This window comes from Mesorhizobium sp. M1428 (assembly GCF_040317515.1).
Taxonomy (GTDB): Bacteria; Pseudomonadota; Alphaproteobacteria; order Rhizobiales; family Rhizobiaceae; genus Mesorhizobium.
In genome coordinates, this window is record NZ_JAMYKT010000024.1 from 26170 (window position 1) to 44238 (window position 18069).

The window sequence follows — 18069 nt, forward strand, 5'->3', positions numbered from 1 at the left end:
GAGGCTTGCCTCTCAGCAAAGGAGCAGCACGCCATGCATTCGAATTCAGCAGGATCGCGCCTTCCCTGGTTCCTATTGGCGGCGCTCGCCCTCGGCATCGCCGCACCAGCACTCGCCGGGACGCGTCACCACGACCGCGTCTATGCCGATTCCTTCGGCAATCTCGTCATCGAAAGCGCCGCCGGCTACAAGCGTATCCTCGTCGGCGAGGGCAAGCTCGCCAAGGAATTGTCCGCCTACACCAGCGCCGGCCAGCCCGACGTGATCTACGAAAACGAATCGGACGATGTCCGCGGCGGCGACTGCTACAGGCCGCCGGTTTTCGTCAAGGGCCGCAGCTATATGTACGGCCTCTCCGACGGCGAAATGCCGGAGCTCAGCCCCTGCCGCTGACGGCCACGCCGCCTTTTGCCACCGCTGCCGGCTGGGCAACAGCCGACCCCACCGAGACACGCACACAATCGCGGCCGCTGCCCTTCGCCTGATAGAGCGCTTTGTCGGCGCGCCGCAGCAGGTCGGAAAAGCTTTCGCCCGGACCAAGCTCGGCAACGCCGAAACTGGCGCTGCAGCGGTGATCCGCGGGCAGGCAGTCGATCGGCGTGGCACCGAAGGCGCTACGCGTACCCTCGGCAAAGAGCCGGGCGGCGGCTAGATTGGTCCCTGGCAGGAAAATAGCGAATTCCTCGCCGCCGATGCGGCCGGCAACATGATGGTCGGCCGCGGCATCGCGGAGAAAACCGGCAAAGGTCTCGATGACCCGATCGCCGGACGCGTGGCCGTAAGTATCGTTGATGCGCTTGAAATGGTCGAGATCGGCAATGACCAGTGCCGCTGGAACGGCCCGCCGCATGGCGTCGCGCAGTGCGATCTCGGCATGGCGCTCGAAGCCGCCACGGTTGAGCAGCCGTGAAAGCGTATCGGTTTCCGACTTCGACGTCGCCTCGGCGAGCACGTCGCGGACCAGGATAGCCAGCGTCACCAGCGCAAGCGCCAGGCCGAACACGGTGCCGATCGACTGCGACACCAACGCGTAACTGGTCTGCGCATAAGATTGCGGGTTGGCACCCCAGCCGCCGAGCGCATGGGCGATGAAGGGTTTGCTGGCGAACTGCAAGGTGCTGGCCGCCAGGACAGCCATCAGCATATAGTCGAGCCGCTCGCGTCTTTGCCTGGACGACAAGACGATCGCCAGCCCGGTGAATTGCATGGCCGCATAGGGAAGCTGGTAGGCCGCCATTCGCACAAAGGATTGGCGTGGCAGGTCCTGGACGAAGTAGACCGCGAGGGTGGCGAAGACCAGGAAGAACAGCATCGGCGGCCAAGGCGGCGAAACGCGGTATTTATGGGCAAGCCCGCCATTGAAGGCGACGGTAGCGCCGAGGAAGGCGGCAAAGGCGGCGACAACCACGGGACGCGCATTGTCGAAGGCAGGAATGCTGAACTCGATCGCGAAATAAGCCATGCCGAGCACATAGCCGAACGCCAGCCAGCGCGCCGACACCCGGCCGGCGTCATAGACCGCGATCGTCATGAAGGCCGCCGCCAGCAGCCCGGCAACGAACAGGTTGATCACCAGGATGAAATTAGCGCTGCCCATGGCGTTTTTGGCACTCCCCGCCGAACAGCAAATCACCGAGGCGCGAAAAAGACGTTAATTCGACGGCGCCGCTGACGCTCAGCCAGCACTGGTCCGATTGGGAAGGACGACTGTTTCAGGCCGCTGATAGGACAGGCACACGCTGTCGCGGCCATTCCTCTTGGCTTTGTAGAGTGCTTCGTCGGCACGGCGCATCAGCGGGTCCAGCCCTTCGTCGCTAGTGCGGGCGGCCACGCCGAAGCTCGCGGTCACCCTTGTCTCGGGCGGAAGCCCGTCGATTCTGCCCGCCGAATAGAGCGTGCGAATGGTTTCGGCAAACAGTCTCGCCGCGCCAAGGTCGCTGAGCGGCAAAAGCACGGCAAACTCCTCGCCGCCGATGCGGCCGGCAACGCCACCCGTACCTGCAGCCGATAGAAGCTTGGCGGCGAAGTCAGCGATGACACGATCGCCGGCCGCGTGACCATGCTGATCGTTGAGTGCCTTGAAATGATCGAGATCGGCCAGCACCAGCGTAACCGGCAACCGCGCCGTGGCACAGTGCTGCAGGACCACCGTGGCACGCTCTTCGAAACCGCGGCGGTTGAGCAGCCCCGACAGCGGGTCTGTCAGGGTTTCGGTCTTCAGGGCCTTCATCACATCCAGCGCGGCGGCGCCGAACAGGCAAAGTGCAATAAGCAGCGACAGCAATGCATGCGACAGCAGCGCCGTCGTCCAGTAGGACGAGGTGTAAAGCCCTTCATAGCTGGTGAACGGCCCATGCGCGATGACGACGGCAAGGGTCCGCGCCAGGAAGTTCAGGCCGGAAAGCAGCGACAGCACGAACAAGATCATTTCCGTCGGGCCGTTGTTGCGCACCACGCGCAACTCGGCGGCGACAACCAGGCTGATGCCCCCGAAGCTGAAATTGATTGCAAGGATGCGCCAGGTGAGATCCGGCCGGGCAAAAAGAAACCACGAGAACGCGGCCAGTCCGCCGCAGGCCAGAATGCCGACCGCCGGGTAAGGCACGCGCCGCCCGTAGCGCGCAATGACCGCGCCGGCGAGACAGCAGGTGGCAAAGGTGAAGCACAGGATCGAGATGAGCTTGGTGGGCGCCATACCGACCGGCAGCGTGAAATACTGGAGCAGGAAGCCTGCGGCCGAAGCCGAGTAGCCCGCCGCCAGCACAGCCAGATAGGGACGGTGACGCTGATGGAACCACAGCACGAGAAATGCCGTGCCGAGTGTGAGGGCGATAGCTGGATTGAGCAGCGCTATGAGCAGTCCGGTGTCCAAGCGCTGTAATTTCCCCTCGCTTCCCTCAGGAGACGTTAGAGCGGAAGCCCAAACAAGCGGTTAAGCGAAAGCGAATATACGACGGGTGCGTCGACAAGGCCGCTGGGCGGAACCGCGAACGGCGAGCGGCGTTTCACGACGGCAACCAGGAGACGCTCCGATGGCCGACACGATCATGCTGACCGATCACGATGCAATTCGCTCATGGGCCGCGGCGCGCGCCGGCTTTCCGGCGATCGTCGACGTGTCGCCCGAAGCCGGAACGCAGCCCATGCTGAGGCTGGTCTTCGGCCAGCATGCCTACCAGGACCAGGATGAGGCCGAACGCCCAGTCAATGCCGGCGGCTATGAACTGGTCGAATGGGACGAATGGTTCAAACTCTTCGACGAGCGAGAACTGGCGCTGGTCGTCGCAAAGGATCAACCCGGCCGCCGTGAGGGATTCCACGAATTCGTCAGGCGGCCCGGCTGAAGAATGCCCGAACCGCATTGCGGCTCGGGCACCTCATATCTAACTGCGCGAGAGCCCCTGCCCTATTTCCACTCGCGGATGTCGACGAAATGGCCGGCAATCGCTGCCGCCGCCGCCATTGCCGGCGATACCAGATGCGTGCGGCCCTTGAAGCCTTGGCGCCCTTCGAAATTGCGGTTCGAGGTCGAGGCGCAGCGCTCATGCGGCTTCAGCCGGTCGTCGTTCATGGCAAGGCACATCGAGCAGCCCGGCTCACGCCAGTCGAAGCCGGCGGCGACAAAGATCTTGTCTAGGCCTTCGGCCTCGGCCTGTTCCTTGACCAGACCGGAGCCCGGCACGATCATCGCACTGACCCGCGGGTTGACCTTCTTGCCCTCGATCACCTTGGCGGCGGCGCGCAGATCCTCGATGCGGCCATTGGTGCAGGAGCCGATGAAGACGCGATCGAGTTCGATATCGGTGATCTTGGTGCCCGGCTTCAGGCCCATATAATCGAGTGCGCGTTGCTTGGACGTGCGCTTGTTCTCGTCGGTTATATCGTCCGGGTTCGGCACGATGCCTTGCACCGAGACCACGTCCTCGGGCGAGGAGCCCCAGGAGACGATCGGCGGCAGTTTTGCCGCGTCGAGCACGACCACCTTGTCGAAATGCGCGCCTTCGTCGGACTGCAGCGTCTTCCAATAGGCGAGCGCGGCGTCCCAGGCTTCGCCCTTGGGGGCGCGCGGCTTGTCCTTGACATAGGCGAAGGTGGTCTCGTCGGGCGCGATCAGGCCGGCGCGCGCGCCGGCTTCGATCGACATGTTGCAGATCGTCATGCGGCCTTCCATCGACAGCGCGCGGATCGCCTCGCCGGCATATTCGATAACATAGCCGGTGCCGCCGGCCGTGCCGATCTCACCGATGATGGCGAGGATGATGTCCTTGGCGGTGACGCCTTCCGGCAGTGCGCCGTCGACGCGCACCAGCATGTTCTTGGCCTTGCGCTGGATCAGCGTCTGCGTCGCCAGCACATGCTCGACTTCCGAGGTGCCGATGCCATGCGCCAGCGCCCCGAACGCGCCATGCGTCGAGGTGTGGCTGTCGCCGCAGACGATGGTCATGCCGGGCAGCGTAAAGCCCTGCTCGGGACCGATGATGTGGACGATGCCCTGGCGGATATCCTTCTCGGAATAATATTCGATACCGAAATCCTTGGCGTTCTTGGCCAGTGCCTCGACCTGAATGCGGCTTTCCTCGTTCTTGATGCCGAACTTGCGTTCCGGCGAGGTCGACACATTGTGGTCGACCACGGCCAGCGTCTTTTCCGGATGCCGAACCTTGCGGCCGGTCATGCGCAGGCCTTCGAAAGCCTGCGGGCTGGTGACTTCGTGGACCAGATGGCGGTCGATATAGAGCAGGCAGGTGCCGTCGTCCTGGCGGTCGACGACATGGTCGTCGAAAATCTTGTCATAGAGGGTGCGCGGTGCGCTCATTTGCGTAAATCCGTCGATTTAAAAAGGGAAAAGGACGCCGGTCGGCCCGGCGAAACAGCCTGGCGAGTCCGCCCTAGCTAAGTCGGCTGGTCAGCGCCCCGCAGACGCGCGCGGAAAATCGCGACGGCAGGCGTTTTCTGTCCTGCAGCACGAAACCTTTATAGGCCGGATCGCCAAAAAGCTCTTCCATGGCGTTGCTCATATCAATGTTTTGGCTTTTCAGCAATCGGCGGGTGCGTGGCGCGAAACCTGGGTTCCTCGCCCCACGGAGTGGGGAGAGGTGGCCCGGCGAAGCCGGGACGGAGAGGGGCCATCGCGGCGTTGGAGCATTTTGGCAGATTTCGCATATGGCCGGTCTCTCGCCCGATTCCTCACCGGGTTCTGGCTTCGCGGATGTGGTCCCCCTCTCCGTCCCGGCTTCGCCGGGCCACCTCTCCCCCGCTTTGCGGGGGCGAGGAGCAACCGCCAAGCTTACTCAAATTACCTCGAACACAAACGTTTTCACCAGCGCGTCGGGCTCGGCGATCGCATAGCAGCGGAACCATGGGCTCTCCTCGACCGGCCGCCATTTTTTCGCCTGCTCCAGTTCGCCAAGCACAGCCTTGAACCCGCCGCTTTCAAACACCTGGTCACGGACCGTGAAGATGGCGTGGCCGCCCTTCCTGGTGATGCGTACCAGTTCATGCAGGGCCGACGCCGGCGCGTGGCTGATGGTGAACACGCCGGTCGAGAAGAAGGCGCGGAAATACCCGTCCGGCCAGGGCAATGGCCCGCCGAGCATCGCCTGTTTCAGCTCGCTGTAGGCCTGCCGGCTGCCGGCGATTTTCAGCATGTCCTGCGACAGGTCGAGCCCGGCAATATCGTGGTAGCCGAGCGCCTTGAGCGACGGCCCCGACAGGCCGGTGCCGCAGCCGGCGTCGAGGAGCGGCCCTTCGCCCGGCGGCACGTGGCGCGCCACCCAGGCGGTGATCAGGAACGGCAGGAGATAGCCGAGCGCCGCGATTTCACCGTCATAGGTCGCGGCCCATTGCGCATAGGCCTTGGCGAGCGCCTCAGGCGTGTCGGCCGTGTAAACCGCTTCCAGCGCCGCATTGGCCTTGTCGATGATCATGGGTCCTCCCCGGTCCGCTCGATGGTAGCGCCGATTTCGCCTGCCTTCTATTACCCATTCTGGTGGCGCAGCCGCTTCTCCAGCGCCCGCAGGGCCAGCGACAAGCCGACGGTCAGCATGAGATAGATATAGGCGACGATGGAATAGGTTTCGAAGAAGCGGAACGAGCCGGCGGCGTAGATCTTGCCCATCTGGGTGATGTCGGCGACGCCGAGCACCGAGACCAGCGAGGAATCCTTGACCATGGCGACGAAATCATTGCCGAGCGGCGGCAGGATGGTGCGGATCGCCTGCGGAAAGATGACGAGCCGGAAGCGCTGCGTGCGCGTCAGCCCGAGCGCCTTCGCCGCCTCGATCTGGCCCTTCTCGACCGCCTGGATACCGGCGCGGAACACCTCCGAGATGAAGGCGGAATAGCCGATGGTCAGCGCCATGACGGCGCGCCATAAAAGCGACACGTCGCGTACCAGCAGCTCACCGAAGAGGCCGGCGCTTTGCAGCGGCGCCGTCAGCGCGTTCCATGCCGCGACGAAGGCCGGCGCGCCGGCAAAGGCGATCCAGAACAACAGCACCAGCATCGGCACGCCGCGGATGATCTCGACATAGAAGCGGGCGATCTGGCTGAGCCAGCGTGAGTCCGACAGGCCCATCAGCGCGACGCCGAGCCCGATCGCGCAAGCCAGCGCGAAGGCGACCACAGTGACGAAGATGGTGACGCCGATGCCCTTGGCGACGGTTGTGAAGACCTGGGCATAGAGGTCGCTGGCAGCGATGAAGATAGCGGCGGCCAAGGCGATCGCCACGGCCACGGCAAGCCACCAGGGGAAGTCGGATTTGGCGGTGGCTGGGGGCGCCGACGGCATCAAGCGGTACCGGTGACAGTGTCACGAAGGCAGCGTTCTGTCACACCCCCCTCTGGCCTGCCGGCCATCTCCCCCGCAAGGGGGGAGATCGGCTGTCGCGCCTGCTTTCGCCAACCCCCAACGTTGCAGAATGTGCGGTGAGACCAAAGCTGCCAATCTCCCCCCTTGCGGGGGAGATGTCCGGCAGGACAGAGGGGGGTGGGAAGAAACGAAATTCGTGCGAATTTCAGCACACGATCATCGCGCATCGCACGTAGCAATGGAGACTACTGCCCCATCTTGTAATCAAGGAACCACTTCTTGTTGAGCGCGTCGAGCGTGCCGTCGGCCTTGAGCGCGGCGATTGCCGCGTTGACCGGCTTCACCAGGTCGGAGCCCTTGGGGAAGATGAAGCCGAAATCCTCGGTGCCGAGCGGGCCGCCGATCAGCTTCAGGCCGCCATTGGACGCATCGACATAGCCCTTGCCGGCAGTGCCGTCGGTGAGCACGACGTCGACGTCGCCGGCCTTCAGCGCCTGCACCGTCGCGCCGAATGTCTCGAACAGCTTGATGCGCGGGTTCTGCTCGTTGCCGTCGAGCACGCTGTAGACGGCGGTGTAGAACGGCGTGGTGCCGGCCTGCGCGCCGATCAGCCCGTCCTTGAAGGCGGCGAACGTCTTGGCATCGCTGAAGCGCTTCTCGTCGCCGCGCACCAGCATGAACTGCTCCGAACGCATATAGGGGTCGGAGAAGTCGACCTTCTGCTTGCGGTCGTCCTTGATGGTGATGCCGGTCATGCCGATGTTGTACTGGTTGTCGGAAACCGCCTGGATCATCGCGTCCCAGGAGGTATTCTGGTACTCGACCTTGAAATTCAACCGCTTGGCGATCTCGTTCATCGCGTCATATTCCCAGCCGATCTGCTTGCCGGTCTTGGCATCGATGAACTGCAGCGGCGGATAGGCATTTTCAGTCACCACCACCACTTTCTTGCCGCCGAGGTCGGGCAGCGCTTGCGCCAGAGCCGCGACAGGCACGAGAAGGCAAGCCAGCAGGCCGGCCAGCAGCAGTTTCGAATTGATCATGACGATGCTCCCCAGGAACTGAACCGCCTCGATCGGCCGAGGCATGCAGGAAAATCCGGCGCCGACTTTAGCTTTCCGCAGGCGCCTTGCAAGCCGCTCCGATGCGGCGTTCGGCACGAAAATGGATTCCAATGCTTTCGACGGCGGCATTACGGAACGATCCGTTTCGATAGCGGACCGAGGCGGCCCGGCAAATCGGCTCCACCTCGCGAAACAAAAAGGCGGCCGAAGCCGCCTTTCCGAAAGTACGTTCTTGAAGAGCCTTATTCGGCGGCAGCTGCTTCCGCGGCCTTGGCGGCCTCGTCGGCGGCCTTCTTCTCGGCGGCGTCCTGCGCGGCCTTCTCGGCGGCCAGCGCCTGGGCGGCGGCCACTTTCTCGGCCTCGATGCGCGCCTTCTCGGCGTTCAGCGCATCGCGCTCTTCGTCGTTGAGCTTGCGGGCGCGCACGCCGGTGTTTTCCGAAATGCGGGCCGACTTGCCGCGACGGTCACGCAAATAGTACAGCTTGGCGCGACGCACCTTGCCGCGGCGCACGATCTCGACGCCCTCGACCATTGGCGAATAGACCGGGAACACACGCTCCACGCCTTCGCCGTAGGAGATCTTGCGGACGGTAAAGTTTTCCTGGAAGCCGGCGCCGGCGCGGGCGATGACGACGCCCTCATAGGCCTGGACGCGGGTGCGGGTGCCTTCGGTCACGCGGACCTGGACGCGCACGGTGTCGCCGGGCTGGAATTCGGGGAGCTTGCGCTTGGCTTCGATCTTGGCGGCCTGCTCGGCCTCGAGCTGACGGAGGATATCCATCTCATAAATCCACTTCTTGTTCTTCCGACAGTCAGAGCGTCCGACACTCGCCTTGCGGTCGCATCGACCGCTCGGCTATGCCCTTCGTTCGGGAACGTCTGTTCGAGAACATCGGGCAGGGGCGACTACACCGTCATTGTTGACGGGCCAGAAGATCGCTCTTGGCAAATTTTCTTCCGGTTCGGCGCGCACATACAGCTATTTCGGCGCTTTGTCACGTCTTCGCCGTTTCTTTTTTGGCGCTGTTTCTTTTTGGCTGGCGCCCGCTGTGGCAATCCTATGATCGCTTGTGGTCCAGGGGGTTGCGCCCGCGCGTCAAGCTTTCTAAGCCGGAAGATAAGCATTTTCCTCCAGCGACGACACCCCTCATGCCAATCTTGGACGCGGTCCTGCTCTTTCTCGCCGGCTTTCTGTCAGGCGCGGTCAACGCCGTTGCCGGCGGCGGCACGTTCATAACCTTTGGCGCCATGACCCTGGCCGGCCTGCCGCCGATCGTCGCCAATGCGACATCGTCGGTGACGCAGTTTCCTGGCTACATCACCTCGACGCTCGCCTATTGGCACGACATCAAGCATTTCTGGCGCGGCGCACTGCTGCTCAGCCTCATTTCGGGTCTCGGTGCGCTGTCTGGCGCGCTTATCCTTTTAGGGCTCGATAACCCGTCGTTCCGCGCCTTGGTGCCGTGGCTGCTGCTGGCGGCAACCGCATTGTTCGCTGCCGGGCCATGGCTGAAGCCGGCGCCCAAGCCGGAGCATGAGGCCGCGGTGGGTTCGCTGGTCGGGTCGCTGGCGCAGTTCGCCACCGCCGTCTATGGCGGCTTCTTCGGCGCCGGCATGGGCGTCATGATGCTGGCGACGCTCGGTCTCACCCAGTCCGGCGACTATCACCGGCTGAACGCGCTGAAGAACATGCTGGCCGTGGTCATCGCGGCGATAGCTATCCTGGTCTTCGTCTCGGGCGGCGTCATCGCCTGGTTGCAGGCGATCATCATGATCCCGGGTGGCGCGCTCGGCGGCTATGCCGGCGTCTGGATCGCCAGGCGCGTGCCGCAGAACGCGGTGCGCGGCTTCGTCATCGCCGTCGGCCTGTTCCTGGCTTTTTACTATTTCGACAAGGGCTGAGCGGCTAAAAGATCGGGCCTTCGCTCTTTCGTCAGCCTCTCCGCTTCGGCCCGCCGCCAGGCCGCGATCTTCCTGTGATTGCCCGAAATCAGCACTTCGGGAATCGGTCGGCCCTCGAACTCCTGCGGCCGCGTATAATGCGGATGTTCGAGCAGGCCGTTCTCAAAGCTCTCTTCGTCGCCCGATACCGCATTGCCCATGACGCCGGGCAGCAGGCGCACCACGGCGTCGAGCAGCACGAGTGCCGCCGGCTCGCCGCCGGACAGGATGAAATCGCCGATCGAGACTTCTTCCAGCCCCCGCGATTCGATGACCCGCTGGTCGACGCCTTCGAAGCGGCCGCAGACGATCACCGCACCCGGCCCGCCGGCGAGCTCGCGCACACGGCGCTGCATCAGCGGCTTGCCGCGCGGGCTCATCAGCAGGCGCGGACGCGGATCGCCGGGCGGCGAGGCATGGTCGATGGCACGGGCCAGCACGTCTGCCCGCATCACCATGCCGGCGCCGCCGCCGGCCGGTGTGTCATCGACGGTACGGTGACGATCGCTGGCAAAGTCGCGGATCTGGATCGTTTCGAGCGACCAAATGCCGGTCTCGAGCGCGCGGCCGGCCAGCGACAGGCCGAGCGCGCCGGGAAACATCTCGGGATAGAGCGTCAGCACCGAAGCCGAAAAACTCACCGGTTGCCTCCGGCGTCCCTCGGCCCGCGCGGCCTGCCCTTCGGGTCGAAACCGTCGTCACCGGCAGGCTCGCCGTCCTCGTCCTCGACCAACCCTGCGGCGGCTGGATCAACACGGACAAAGCCGCCGGCGATCGACACGTCTGGAACAGCGGCCTGCGTGAACGGGATGAGCACGCCTTTGCGCCCGGCAAGCGTCACGTCGAGAATGTCGCCGCCACCGAAATTATGCACGGCGACGACCTTGCCGATGACCGCACCGGTGTCATCCTTGACCTCCAGTCCGACGAGGTCGGCATGGTAGAATTCATCCTCTTCGCCCTCATCCGGCAACACCGAACGGTCGACGAACAATTCGGTGCCGGCAAGCGCCTCGGCGGCATTGCGATCGTTGACGCCTTTGAACCGCACCACCACCACGGTGTTGGCAGGCCTGATGTCGACGATCTGGAAGGCGCGGCCATCCCTGGTGTAGAGCGGACCGTAATCGGCCAGTGCCAGTGGGTCGCCGGTAAAGCTCTTGACGCGCAATTCGCCCTTGATGCCGTGCGCGGCACCGATCACGGCCATCTGGACGGGGTTTTGCGGCTTGCTCATCTGCGGAAAATCCTTTGCCTTGCTCTAACCCCAGCCCGTCGTCATTTCAATGACGCCGCTCTTCACCGCTTCCTAACCCGCGTGCCGGAAGATGGCCCAGAACTGGAAGAACGGAACTGGAAGATCGCAATGCAGGAATTCCTCATACCGGCGAAACCCGATCTTCAGGCGGCGCGCGAGGCCTGGCTGAAGATGCTGGCGCGAGAACGCCGGCTGTCGCCCGAAACCGTCGAGGCTTATGAACGCGACACGCGCCAGTTCCTGCATTTCCTGACCGGCCATTGCGGCGGCTCGCCCGGCATCTCCGACATCGCCGATCTGCGCCCCGCCGATCTGCGCGGCTTTCTCGCTGCCCGCCGTGCCGAGGGCGCCGGCGCCCGCACGCTCGGACGCGGGCTGGCTGGCATCCGCTCGCTGCTGCGTTTCCTGGAGCGGCGCGGCCTCGCCAATGCGGCAGGTGCGGCAGCCTTACGCGCGCCGCGGCAGCCGAAATCGCTGCCCAAGCCACTGACCGCAGGCGATGCAAAACACGTCGTCTCGGTGGAAGGCCAGCTGGCGGAGGAGCCGTGGATCGCCGCGCGCAACGCCGCCGTGCTGACCCTGCTCTATGGGTCCGGCTTGCGCATTTCCGAGGCGCTCGGCCTGTCGGGCGCCGATCTGTCCTCACCTGGTGAGACCGTGCTGCGCGTCACCGGCAAGGGTGGCAAGACGCGGCTGGTGCCGGTGCTGCCGGTGGCGCTGCGCGCGATTGCCGAATACCGCCGCTTGTGTCCCTATCATCTCGATCCCAAGGGCTTGCTGTTTCGCGGTGCCCGCGGCGGCCCGCTGAACCCGGCAATCGTCCAGCGCGACATGGCCAAGCTGCGCTCGGCGCTCAACCTGCCCGACACAGCGACGCCGCATGCGTTGCGCCATTCCTTCGCCACGCACCTGCTAGGGCGCGGCGGCGACCTGCGCACCATCCAGGAGTTGCTCGGCCATGCCAGCCTGTCGACGACCCAGATATACACCGGCGTCGACACCGCCAGGCTGCTCGAGATTTACGAAGCAGCCCATCCGCGCGCGTGATCGATGCATATATCGGTGGCCATCTCGCAACAATTTGGATGCGCCGGTTAACCGTTTTGCCGCTTTTTGCGCCTAGAACCGCAACATGAAACGCCTCATCGCCATCGCCGACCGCGCGACCCATATGTCGCTGAAGCTGCTTGTCGCGCTCAACGCCCTGTTTTTCCTCTCCTTCCTCATCATCGCGCTGCTCGCCGCGGGCAAGGCACGCGCCGAGACCCCGGCCTGCGCCGGTAGCGATATGCTGAGCGCGCTGCAAAAGGACGACCCGGCTGCCTACCGCAAGATCGAGGCAGACGCGGCAGCGACGCCGAACGGCAAGGGCCTGCTGTGGAAGCTCGAAAAATCAGGCGAAAAACCGTCTTTCCTGTTCGGCACCATGCACGTTACCGACCCGCGCGTCACCACGCTGCCGCCCGCCGCGCAGAAGGCATTCGATGCGGCTGGCACCGTCGTCATCGAGACCACCGAAGTGCTCGACAAGCAGAAGGTGATGGCCACACTGCTGAAAGAGCCGGATCTGATGATGTTCACCGACAAGACGACGCTTTCGTCGCTGCTGTCGCCGGAGGATGCGGCGGTGGTCGACAAGGCGCTCGATGCGCGTGGCATCCCGCCAGCGACCGTCGCCAAGATGAAGCCCTGGTTGCTGTCGGCGACGGTGGCGCTGCCTGCATGCGAAGTCGCCCGCCAGGCTGGCGGTGCGCCGGTGCTCGACGTCAAGCTTGCCAAGGACGCCGAGGCTTCGGGCAAATCGGTCGAGGGGCTGGAGACAATCGCCGACCAGCTGCATGCCATGGCTTCGCTGCCGATCGCCTTTCACCTGAAGGGGCTGGTCGATACGCTGAAGCTTGGCGACAAGGTGAACGACGTCAACGAAACCATGATCGTGCTTTACCGGCGTGGCGACACTGGCATGTACGTACCGCTGTTTCGGGCCGTCATCCCCGAACAGGTCGACGACCAATCGGGTTACGCCGAATTCGAGCAGACCATGATCACCAGCCGCAACAAGGTGATGGTCGATCGGGCAGCGCCGATCCTCGCCCACGGCAATGTCTTCATGGCGGTCGGCGCCATGCACCTTCCCGGCGCGCAAGGCTTGGTCGAGGGTTTCCGCAAGACTGGCTATACGGTGACCGCCGTCAACTGAACAACACGGCGGAGTTGCACACCGAATCATTGCCAAGGCGGGGTCAGTCCTTACTCGTGGCGCGACGGCGGACCAGCCGCGCTTCGTGCCAAGAAACTGAAAAAGGTTCGGTTTGGCTCGATCGAACCCATTTCGCGGTGGAAATGCATGCCTGCAAGCGATTCCGGATCAGAATTGCCCTGTTTTCGGCGTTTTCAACGCCTAATGTGAAACCGATTCAACGATTGTACGTTGATGGCTATTACTTGATGTTTTTCATCCACGGAGGACACTTTTATGGCGAACACACCCAATCCGAACGACCCATTCACCTCGCCGGGCACCGCACGGCCACGCGGCGGCGGCAGCGGCTGGCTGATTGCCCTGGTCGTCGTTATCCTGGCAATTGTCGCCTATTATGTTTTTGGAAGACGTAGCGAGGCACCTGCGCCTGCCGAACCGCCCGCAGCCAGCACACCGGCCCCGGCGCCTGCACCCGCCGAGCCGATGAAGCCGGCCGAACCGGCTCCTGCGCCAGCTCCGGCAACACCCGCTCCGGCTCCGGCTCCGGCAGAACCTGCACCCGCTCCGGCCCCTGCGCCAGCCCCGGCACCAGCACCTGCGCCGGCACCAGCACCGGCCCCTCAGTGATCAGACTGCCGACTTAATATATGAACGGCCCGCTGAAAGGCGGGCCGTTTTGTTTTTGGGAGCAATCGCAGATGTTTCAGCCAATCTCCAAGGTTTGCGATTCTCCGCGTTTGCTCAGATATGGATCGGCTTGAAGAACGTCGCCAATGCCGCCTCCTTTACCGCCTCCGACATTGTCGGATGGGCGTGACAGGTGCGGGCTAGGTCTTCCGACGAGCCGCCAAACTCCATCAGCACGGCCGCCTCGTGGATCATCTCGCCGGCGCCGAAGCCGACGATGTGGACGCCGAGCACACGGTCACTGGCCTTGTCGGCCAGGATTTTCACAAAGCCGTCGGTGTGCAGCATGGCGCGCGCCCGGCCGTTGGCGCTGAACGGAAATTTTCCGGCCTTGTAGTCGATGCCGGCCTTCTTCAATTCTTCTTCGGTCTTGCCGACCGAGGCGATTTCCGGCGTGGTGTAGACGACGCTCGGAATCACGTCATAGTTCACATGACCGGCCTGGCCGGCGATGGTTTCGGCCACCGCCACGCCCTCGTCTTCGGCCTTGTGGGCAAGCATCGGCCCGGCGATGACATCGCCGATGGCGTAGATGCCAGGCACGTTGGTCCTGAGATGACCGTCGGTCTTGACCCGGCCGCGCTCATCGACGTCGACGCCGGCCTCCTTCAGCCCGAGAGCGTCCGAATAGGCCCGTCGTCCCGTCGCAATCAGCACCGCGTCCGCCTCGATCGTCTCGGCCGCTCCGCCTTTGACCGGCTCGAAGGTGACGGTCGCCCCCTTCTTGGCCTTGGCGACGCCGGTCACCTTGGCGCCCAGCCTGAACTCAAAGCCCTGCTTCGACAGCATGCGCTGGAACTGTTTGGAGACCTCGCCATCCATGCCGCCCAGGATGGTGTCGAGGAACTCGACCACGGTGACCTTGGCGCCGAGCCGCGCCCATACCGAGCCGAGCTCTAGACCGATGACACCGCCGCCGACCACCACCAGATGGCCCGGCACCTTGTCCAGCGACAGCGCGCCGGTCGACGAGATGATCACCTTCTCGTCGAAATCGACCTTGACGCCGGGAATGCCGGCGACGTCGGAGCCGGTGGCGATGACGATGTTCTTGGTCTCGATCTCCTCGATCTTGCCGTCATCGGAGGTCACCGACACCTTGCCGGCCGCAACCACCTTGCCGGTGCCACGAAAACTGTCGATCTTGTTCTTCTTGAACAGGAAGGCGACGCCATTGACGTTGGCCGTCACCGTCGCATCCTTGTGCGCCATCATCTTCCCAAGGTTGAGCTTGGGCGCGCCGATCTCGACGCCGAGCGCATCGAAGGAATGGCCGGCCTCGGCAAACATCTCGGACGCATGCAGCAGCGCCTTCGACGGGATGCAGCCGATGTTGAGGCAGGTACCGCCGAAGGTCGGGTTCTTTTCGACCACCGCCGTCTTCAGACCGAGCTGCGCCGCCTTGATGGCGCAGACATAGCCGCCTGGTCCCGATCCGATGATAACGACGTCATAGGCCATAATACTGTCCCTTTTGCTTTAGCGGCCGCCGCCGATTTCCAGATTGGCGCCTGTTGTGTAGGACGCCTCGTCCGACAGCAGCCAGAGAATTGCGGCTGCGACTTCCTCGGCGGTGCCGACGCGCTGCATGGGCACCACCTTGCGCATTCTCTCGGCGCGATCCGGCTGCCCGCCGGAGGCATGAATTTCTGTGTCGATGATGCCCGGGCTGACCGCATTGACACGAATGCCTTCGCCGGCCACTTCGCGGGCAAGCCCGATGGTGAAGGAATCGAGCGCGCCCTTCGAGGCGGCGTAGTCGACATATTGAGCCGGCCCGCCAAGCCTTGCCGCGATCGAAGAAACATTGACGATCGCGCCGCCCTTGCCGCCATGCCTGGTCGACATGCGCTTCACCGCCTCGCGGGCGCAAAGCATCGGTGCGATCACATTGATGCGCATCATGCGCTCCAGCCTTGCAGCGCTCAGCTCGTCGACGCGCGCGCTCTGGTCGACCACGCCGGCATTGTTGACGAGCGCGTCGAGCCGATCGAACCGGGCATCGACAGCCTCGAACATGGCCAACACGTCCCCCTCGCTGGCGACATCGCCCTTGACGGCGAAGGCTTCTCCGCCAGCGGCTTCGATGTCGGCGACCACCGTTTCGGCTGCTTTTGCATTCGACACGTAATTGACCGCAATGCGATAGCCGGCCTTGGCGGCAAGCCTGCATGTAGCGGCGCCAATGCCGCGGCTGCCGCCGGTCACCAGCAGGATTTTTCCGCTCGCGCTCATTCCTGACATCCTTTCAGGGCAAAGACGTCCCAGGGCACCTTGGAAAAGCCGTTGGCGCCATAGGCCGCCGACATCTGCAACGACGCTCCCAGATCGGGAAGGATCAGCTTCTTCGGCGCATCCTTTCCTTCGCCCGGCAGCAACGCGATATTGCCCTGGTCGTCGGCAGTGTAGATGACGCCCTCCCACACGGTGCAGGCGGCGAGCTCGTCGCCGGTGATGTCGCCGGCCGGGCATTTGTACATCAGCGAGCCATGCGGCCGCGCCACGCCCTCGGTCCACATGACGATGCCGTCGAGCACGACGCCCTTGTCGAGCACCATCTTGAAGCTGTTGGTGACGGCGGCCGACTCCCCGGTCGGCCTGAAATCGATCTCGGCGGCGTTCTCAGGTTCGCCATAGACGGCGAGCTCGATGGGACAGGCGGCGAGGGCCGCGGAGACCGTCTGCACGCCGAGTGCGCAGATCGTGACAAACAAACCGGACCGGAAACGAGGGGAATTCATCCGGCGGCGCAGATCCATGCTCCGGCTCACGTCGGCCGCCCCTAGAGGTCGAGCACCAGCCGCTCAGGATCCTCCAGGCTTTCCTTGACCCGCACCAGGAACGTCACCGCTTCCTTGCCGTCGACGATGCGGTGGTCGTAGGACAGCGCCAGATACATCATCGGACGGATGACGATCTGGCCGCCGACCACCATCGGCCGCTCCTGGATCTTGTGCATGCCCAAAATGCCCGACTGCGGCGCATTGAGGATCGGCGTCGACATCAGCGACCCGTAAACGCCACCGTTGGAAATCGTGAACGTGCCGCCTTGCATATCCGCAACCGACAGCTTGCCGTCGCGCGCCGCAAGCCCCAGCCTGCCGATTTCCTTTTCGATTTCGGCGATGGACATCTGGTCGGCATTGCGCACAACCGGCACGACGAGACCTTTCTCGGTGCCGACGGCAACGCCGATATGGGCGTAGTTCTTGAAGATGATGTCGGTGCCGTCGATCTCGGCATTGACCGACGGTATCTCCTTCAGCGCATGGGTGACCGCCTTGGTGAAGAAGCCCATGAAGCCGAGCTTCACCCCGTGCTTCTTCTCGAACACGTCCTTGTATTTGCTCCTCAGCGCCATCACCGCGCTCATGTCGACCTCGTTGAAGGTGGTCAGCATGGCGGCGGTCGATTGCGCTTCCTTGAGGCGGCGCGCGATGGTCTGGCGCAGCTTGGTCATGCGCACGCGCTCCTCGCGCGACGCATCGTCGGCCGAGGACGGCGCACGCGCTGCGACAGGTGCCGGTACAGGGGCGGCCTTCGGCATTTCTGCCGGCTGCGACGGCGCGCCCCTGGCGATCAGGTCGAGCACGTCGCCTTTCAGCACCTGGCCGCGCTTGCCCGAGCCCGACACCTGGTCGACCGCGAGATTGTGCTCGGCCAGCAGCTTTGCCGCCGACGGCGCCGGCGGCATGGTGCGTGTCTCGATGGCGCCGGCGTCGCCGGCGATCTTGGCCGTCTCGGCGGCGGCCTGCTTGACGCTCGAGGCCGCAGTCGGAGCCGAGGCCTGCGACACCGCCTCCTGCTTCGTTGCCGGGGCGGCGGCAGCATCGGCTGCTCCGCCTGCCGAAATCGTGCCGAGCAGTGCGCCGACGCCGACCGTCTCGCCTTCCTTGACGGCGATCTCGGCGAGCGTGCCCGCGGCGGCGGCCGGCACTTCCACCGTCACCTTGTCGGTTTCGAGCTCGACCAGCGGCTCATCGGCGGTGATCGCGTCGCCGACCTTCTTGAACCATTTGCCGATAGTCGCCTCGGTGACGGATTCACCAAGTGTCGGGACGCGGATTTCGGTTGCCATTGTGCCTGTCCGTTTCTTTCGGTTCT

General features: G+C 64.1%; 19 protein-coding genes. 5 read left to right on the top strand and 14 right to left on the bottom strand.

From position 1 onward, the window contains the following. Positions 1 to 33 precede the first annotated feature (33 nt). The gene (locus tag NKG60_RS25580; RefSeq protein WP_352668080.1) at positions 34 to 393 is read left to right on the top strand and encodes a hypothetical protein; all 360 of its coding nucleotides are present in this window, start codon (positions 34 to 36) and stop codon (positions 391 to 393) included. On the opposite strand, the gene NKG60_RS25585 is transcribed toward NKG60_RS25580, so the two are convergent. Together NKG60_RS25585 and NKG60_RS25590 are read right to left on the bottom strand one after the other, a co-directional pair. Continuing rightward, complete coding sequence (locus NKG60_RS25585) at positions 377 to 1597, bottom strand: GGDEF domain-containing protein (RefSeq protein WP_352668077.1); 1221 nt, start codon at positions 1595 to 1597, stop codon at positions 377 to 379. The genes NKG60_RS25580 and NKG60_RS25585 overlap by 17 nt on opposite strands. Positions 1598 to 1675: 78 nt before the next feature. Then, on the bottom strand, positions 1676 to 2872 hold the full coding sequence (locus NKG60_RS25590; RefSeq protein WP_352867884.1) for a GGDEF domain-containing protein: 1197 nt from the start codon (positions 2870 to 2872) through the stop codon (positions 1676 to 1678). A gap of 160 nt (positions 2873 to 3032) precedes the next feature. On the opposite strand from NKG60_RS25590, the gene NKG60_RS25595 reads away from it, so the two are divergent. Beyond that, a complete protein-coding gene (locus NKG60_RS25595) occupies positions 3033 to 3344 on the top strand; it encodes a hypothetical protein (RefSeq protein ID WP_352493166.1) in 312 nt (103 codons plus the stop codon). A gap of 62 nt (positions 3345 to 3406) precedes the next feature. Here the strand turns inward: NKG60_RS25595 and leuC are convergent, their stop codons facing one another. The 6 genes from leuC to rplS all read right to left on the bottom strand — a co-directional run bounded on the left by leuC (position 3407) and on the right by rplS (position 8657). Next, complete coding sequence (leuC, locus tag NKG60_RS25600; RefSeq protein ID WP_352493165.1) at positions 3407 to 4816, bottom strand: 3-isopropylmalate dehydratase large subunit; 1410 nt, start codon at positions 4814 to 4816, stop codon at positions 3407 to 3409. Between the two features lie 73 nt (positions 4817 to 4889). Further along, positions 4890 to 5042, bottom strand: a complete 153-nt coding sequence (locus NKG60_RS25605) for a hypothetical protein (protein ID WP_352867929.1) — start codon at positions 5040 to 5042, stop codon at positions 4890 to 4892. Between the two features lie 249 nt (positions 5043 to 5291). Further along, positions 5292 to 5927, bottom strand: coding sequence for a class I SAM-dependent DNA methyltransferase (locus NKG60_RS25610; protein ID WP_352975890.1), 636 nt, complete (start codon positions 5925 to 5927; stop codon positions 5292 to 5294). Between the two features lie 50 nt (positions 5928 to 5977). Then, positions 5978 to 6790 carry an amino acid ABC transporter permease gene (locus tag NKG60_RS25615; protein WP_352867874.1) on the bottom strand — a complete coding sequence of 271 codons (813 nt, stop codon included), beginning with the start codon at positions 6788 to 6790 and terminating at the stop codon, positions 5978 to 5980. A gap of 266 nt (positions 6791 to 7056) precedes the next feature. Next, a complete protein-coding gene (locus tag NKG60_RS25620; protein ID WP_352468079.1) occupies positions 7057 to 7854 on the bottom strand; it encodes a transporter substrate-binding domain-containing protein in 798 nt (265 codons plus the stop codon). A 263-nt stretch (positions 7855 to 8117) separates the two neighbouring features. Then, positions 8118 to 8657 (bottom strand): 50S ribosomal protein L19, encoded by a 540-nt coding sequence (gene rplS, locus NKG60_RS25625; protein ID WP_254817835.1) that lies wholly within the window; start codon positions 8655 to 8657, stop codon positions 8118 to 8120. A gap of 368 nt (positions 8658 to 9025) precedes the next feature. Between rplS and NKG60_RS25630 the strand changes: the two genes are divergently transcribed. Further along, positions 9026 to 9778 carry a sulfite exporter TauE/SafE family protein gene (locus NKG60_RS25630; protein ID WP_352668068.1) on the top strand — a complete coding sequence of 251 codons (753 nt, stop codon included), beginning with the start codon at positions 9026 to 9028 and terminating at the stop codon, positions 9776 to 9778. Here the strand turns inward: NKG60_RS25630 and trmD are convergent. Continuing rightward, the gene (gene trmD / locus NKG60_RS25635; RefSeq protein WP_352668066.1) at positions 9760 to 10458 is read right to left on the bottom strand and encodes a tRNA (guanosine(37)-N1)-methyltransferase TrmD; all 699 of its coding nucleotides are present in this window, start codon (positions 10456 to 10458) and stop codon (positions 9760 to 9762) included. The genes NKG60_RS25630 and trmD overlap by 19 nt on opposite strands. Beyond that, the gene (gene rimM / locus NKG60_RS25640) at positions 10455 to 11054 is read right to left on the bottom strand and encodes a ribosome maturation factor RimM (protein WP_352668063.1); all 600 of its coding nucleotides are present in this window, start codon (positions 11052 to 11054) and stop codon (positions 10455 to 10457) included. Before rimM ends, trmD begins: the two co-directional genes overlap by 4 nt. Before the next feature lie 129 nt (positions 11055 to 11183). Here rimM and NKG60_RS25645 point away from each other — a divergent pair, with 129 nt between their 5' ends. Together NKG60_RS25645 and NKG60_RS25650 are read left to right on the top strand one after the other, a co-directional pair. Next, the gene (locus NKG60_RS25645) at positions 11184 to 12122 is read left to right on the top strand and encodes a tyrosine recombinase XerC (protein ID WP_352668062.1); all 939 of its coding nucleotides are present in this window, start codon (positions 11184 to 11186) and stop codon (positions 12120 to 12122) included. Between the two features lie 85 nt (positions 12123 to 12207). After that, positions 12208 to 13275, top strand: a complete 1068-nt coding sequence (locus tag NKG60_RS25650; RefSeq protein WP_352668060.1) for a TraB/GumN family protein — start codon at positions 12208 to 12210, stop codon at positions 13273 to 13275. Positions 13276 to 14019: 744 nt separating this feature from the next. On the opposite strand, the gene lpdA is transcribed toward NKG60_RS25650, so the two are convergent. Genes lpdA through odhB form a run of 4 tightly spaced genes read right to left on the bottom strand, consistent with a single transcriptional unit; the run spans position 14020 to position 18043 of the window. After that, positions 14020 to 15426, bottom strand: a complete 1407-nt coding sequence (gene lpdA, locus NKG60_RS25655; RefSeq protein WP_352668058.1) for a dihydrolipoyl dehydrogenase — start codon at positions 15424 to 15426, stop codon at positions 14020 to 14022. Between the two features lie 18 nt (positions 15427 to 15444). Beyond that, complete coding sequence (locus NKG60_RS25660) at positions 15445 to 16200, bottom strand: SDR family oxidoreductase (RefSeq protein WP_352867863.1); 756 nt, start codon at positions 16198 to 16200, stop codon at positions 15445 to 15447. Further along, positions 16197 to 16724: a hypothetical protein gene (locus tag NKG60_RS25665; RefSeq protein WP_352867861.1), complete on the bottom strand. Its 528-nt coding sequence runs from the start codon at positions 16722 to 16724 to the stop codon at positions 16197 to 16199. Before NKG60_RS25665 ends, NKG60_RS25660 begins: the two co-directional genes overlap by 4 nt. A gap of 23 nt (positions 16725 to 16747) precedes the next feature. Next, positions 16748 to 18043 (bottom strand): 2-oxoglutarate dehydrogenase complex dihydrolipoyllysine-residue succinyltransferase, encoded by a 1296-nt coding sequence (gene odhB / locus NKG60_RS25670; protein WP_352867858.1) that lies wholly within the window; start codon positions 18041 to 18043, stop codon positions 16748 to 16750. Positions 18044 to 18069 lie beyond the last annotated feature (26 nt).

Bases quoted from the DNA above. Each gene is read 5' to 3' on its own strand.
- NKG60_RS25645 (WP_352668062.1), top strand. From the start codon at position 11,184: ATGCAGGAATTCCTCATACCGGCGAAACCCGATCTTCAGGCGGCGCGC.
- NKG60_RS25665 (WP_352867861.1), bottom strand. From the start codon at position 16,724: ATGGATCTGCGCCGCCGGATGAATTCCCCTCGTTTCCGGTCCGGTTTG.
- rplS (WP_254817835.1), bottom strand. From the start codon at position 8,657: ATGGATATCCTCCGTCAGCTCGAGGCCGAGCAGGCCGCCAAGATCGAA.
- NKG60_RS25620 (WP_352468079.1), bottom strand. From the start codon at position 7,854: ATGATCAATTCGAAACTGCTGCTGGCCGGCCTGCTGGCTTGCCTTCTC.
- leuC (WP_352493165.1), bottom strand. From the start codon at position 4,816: ATGAGCGCACCGCGCACCCTCTATGACAAGATTTTCGACGACCATGTC.
- NKG60_RS25580 (WP_352668080.1), top strand. From the start codon at position 34: ATGCATTCGAATTCAGCAGGATCGCGCCTTCCCTGGTTCCTATTGGCG.
- NKG60_RS25630 (WP_352668068.1), top strand. From the start codon at position 9,026: ATGCCAATCTTGGACGCGGTCCTGCTCTTTCTCGCCGGCTTTCTGTCA.
- NKG60_RS25595 (WP_352493166.1), top strand. From the start codon at position 3,033: ATGGCCGACACGATCATGCTGACCGATCACGATGCAATTCGCTCATGG.
- NKG60_RS25585 (WP_352668077.1), bottom strand. From the start codon at position 1,597: ATGGGCAGCGCTAATTTCATCCTGGTGATCAACCTGTTCGTTGCCGGG.
- NKG60_RS25610 (WP_352975890.1), bottom strand. From the start codon at position 5,927: ATGATCATCGACAAGGCCAATGCGGCGCTGGAAGCGGTTTACACGGCC.
- NKG60_RS25660 (WP_352867863.1), bottom strand. From the start codon at position 16,200: ATGAGCGCGAGCGGAAAAATCCTGCTGGTGACCGGCGGCAGCCGCGGC.
- lpdA (WP_352668058.1), bottom strand. From the start codon at position 15,426: ATGGCCTATGACGTCGTTATCATCGGATCGGGACCAGGCGGCTATGTC.
- NKG60_RS25615 (WP_352867874.1), bottom strand. From the start codon at position 6,790: ATGCCGTCGGCGCCCCCAGCCACCGCCAAATCCGACTTCCCCTGGTGG.
- rimM (WP_352668063.1), bottom strand. From the start codon at position 11,054: ATGAGCAAGCCGCAAAACCCCGTCCAGATGGCCGTGATCGGTGCCGCG.
- odhB (WP_352867858.1), bottom strand. From the start codon at position 18,043: ATGGCAACCGAAATCCGCGTCCCGACACTTGGTGAATCCGTCACCGAG.
- NKG60_RS25650 (WP_352668060.1), top strand. From the start codon at position 12,208: ATGAAACGCCTCATCGCCATCGCCGACCGCGCGACCCATATGTCGCTG.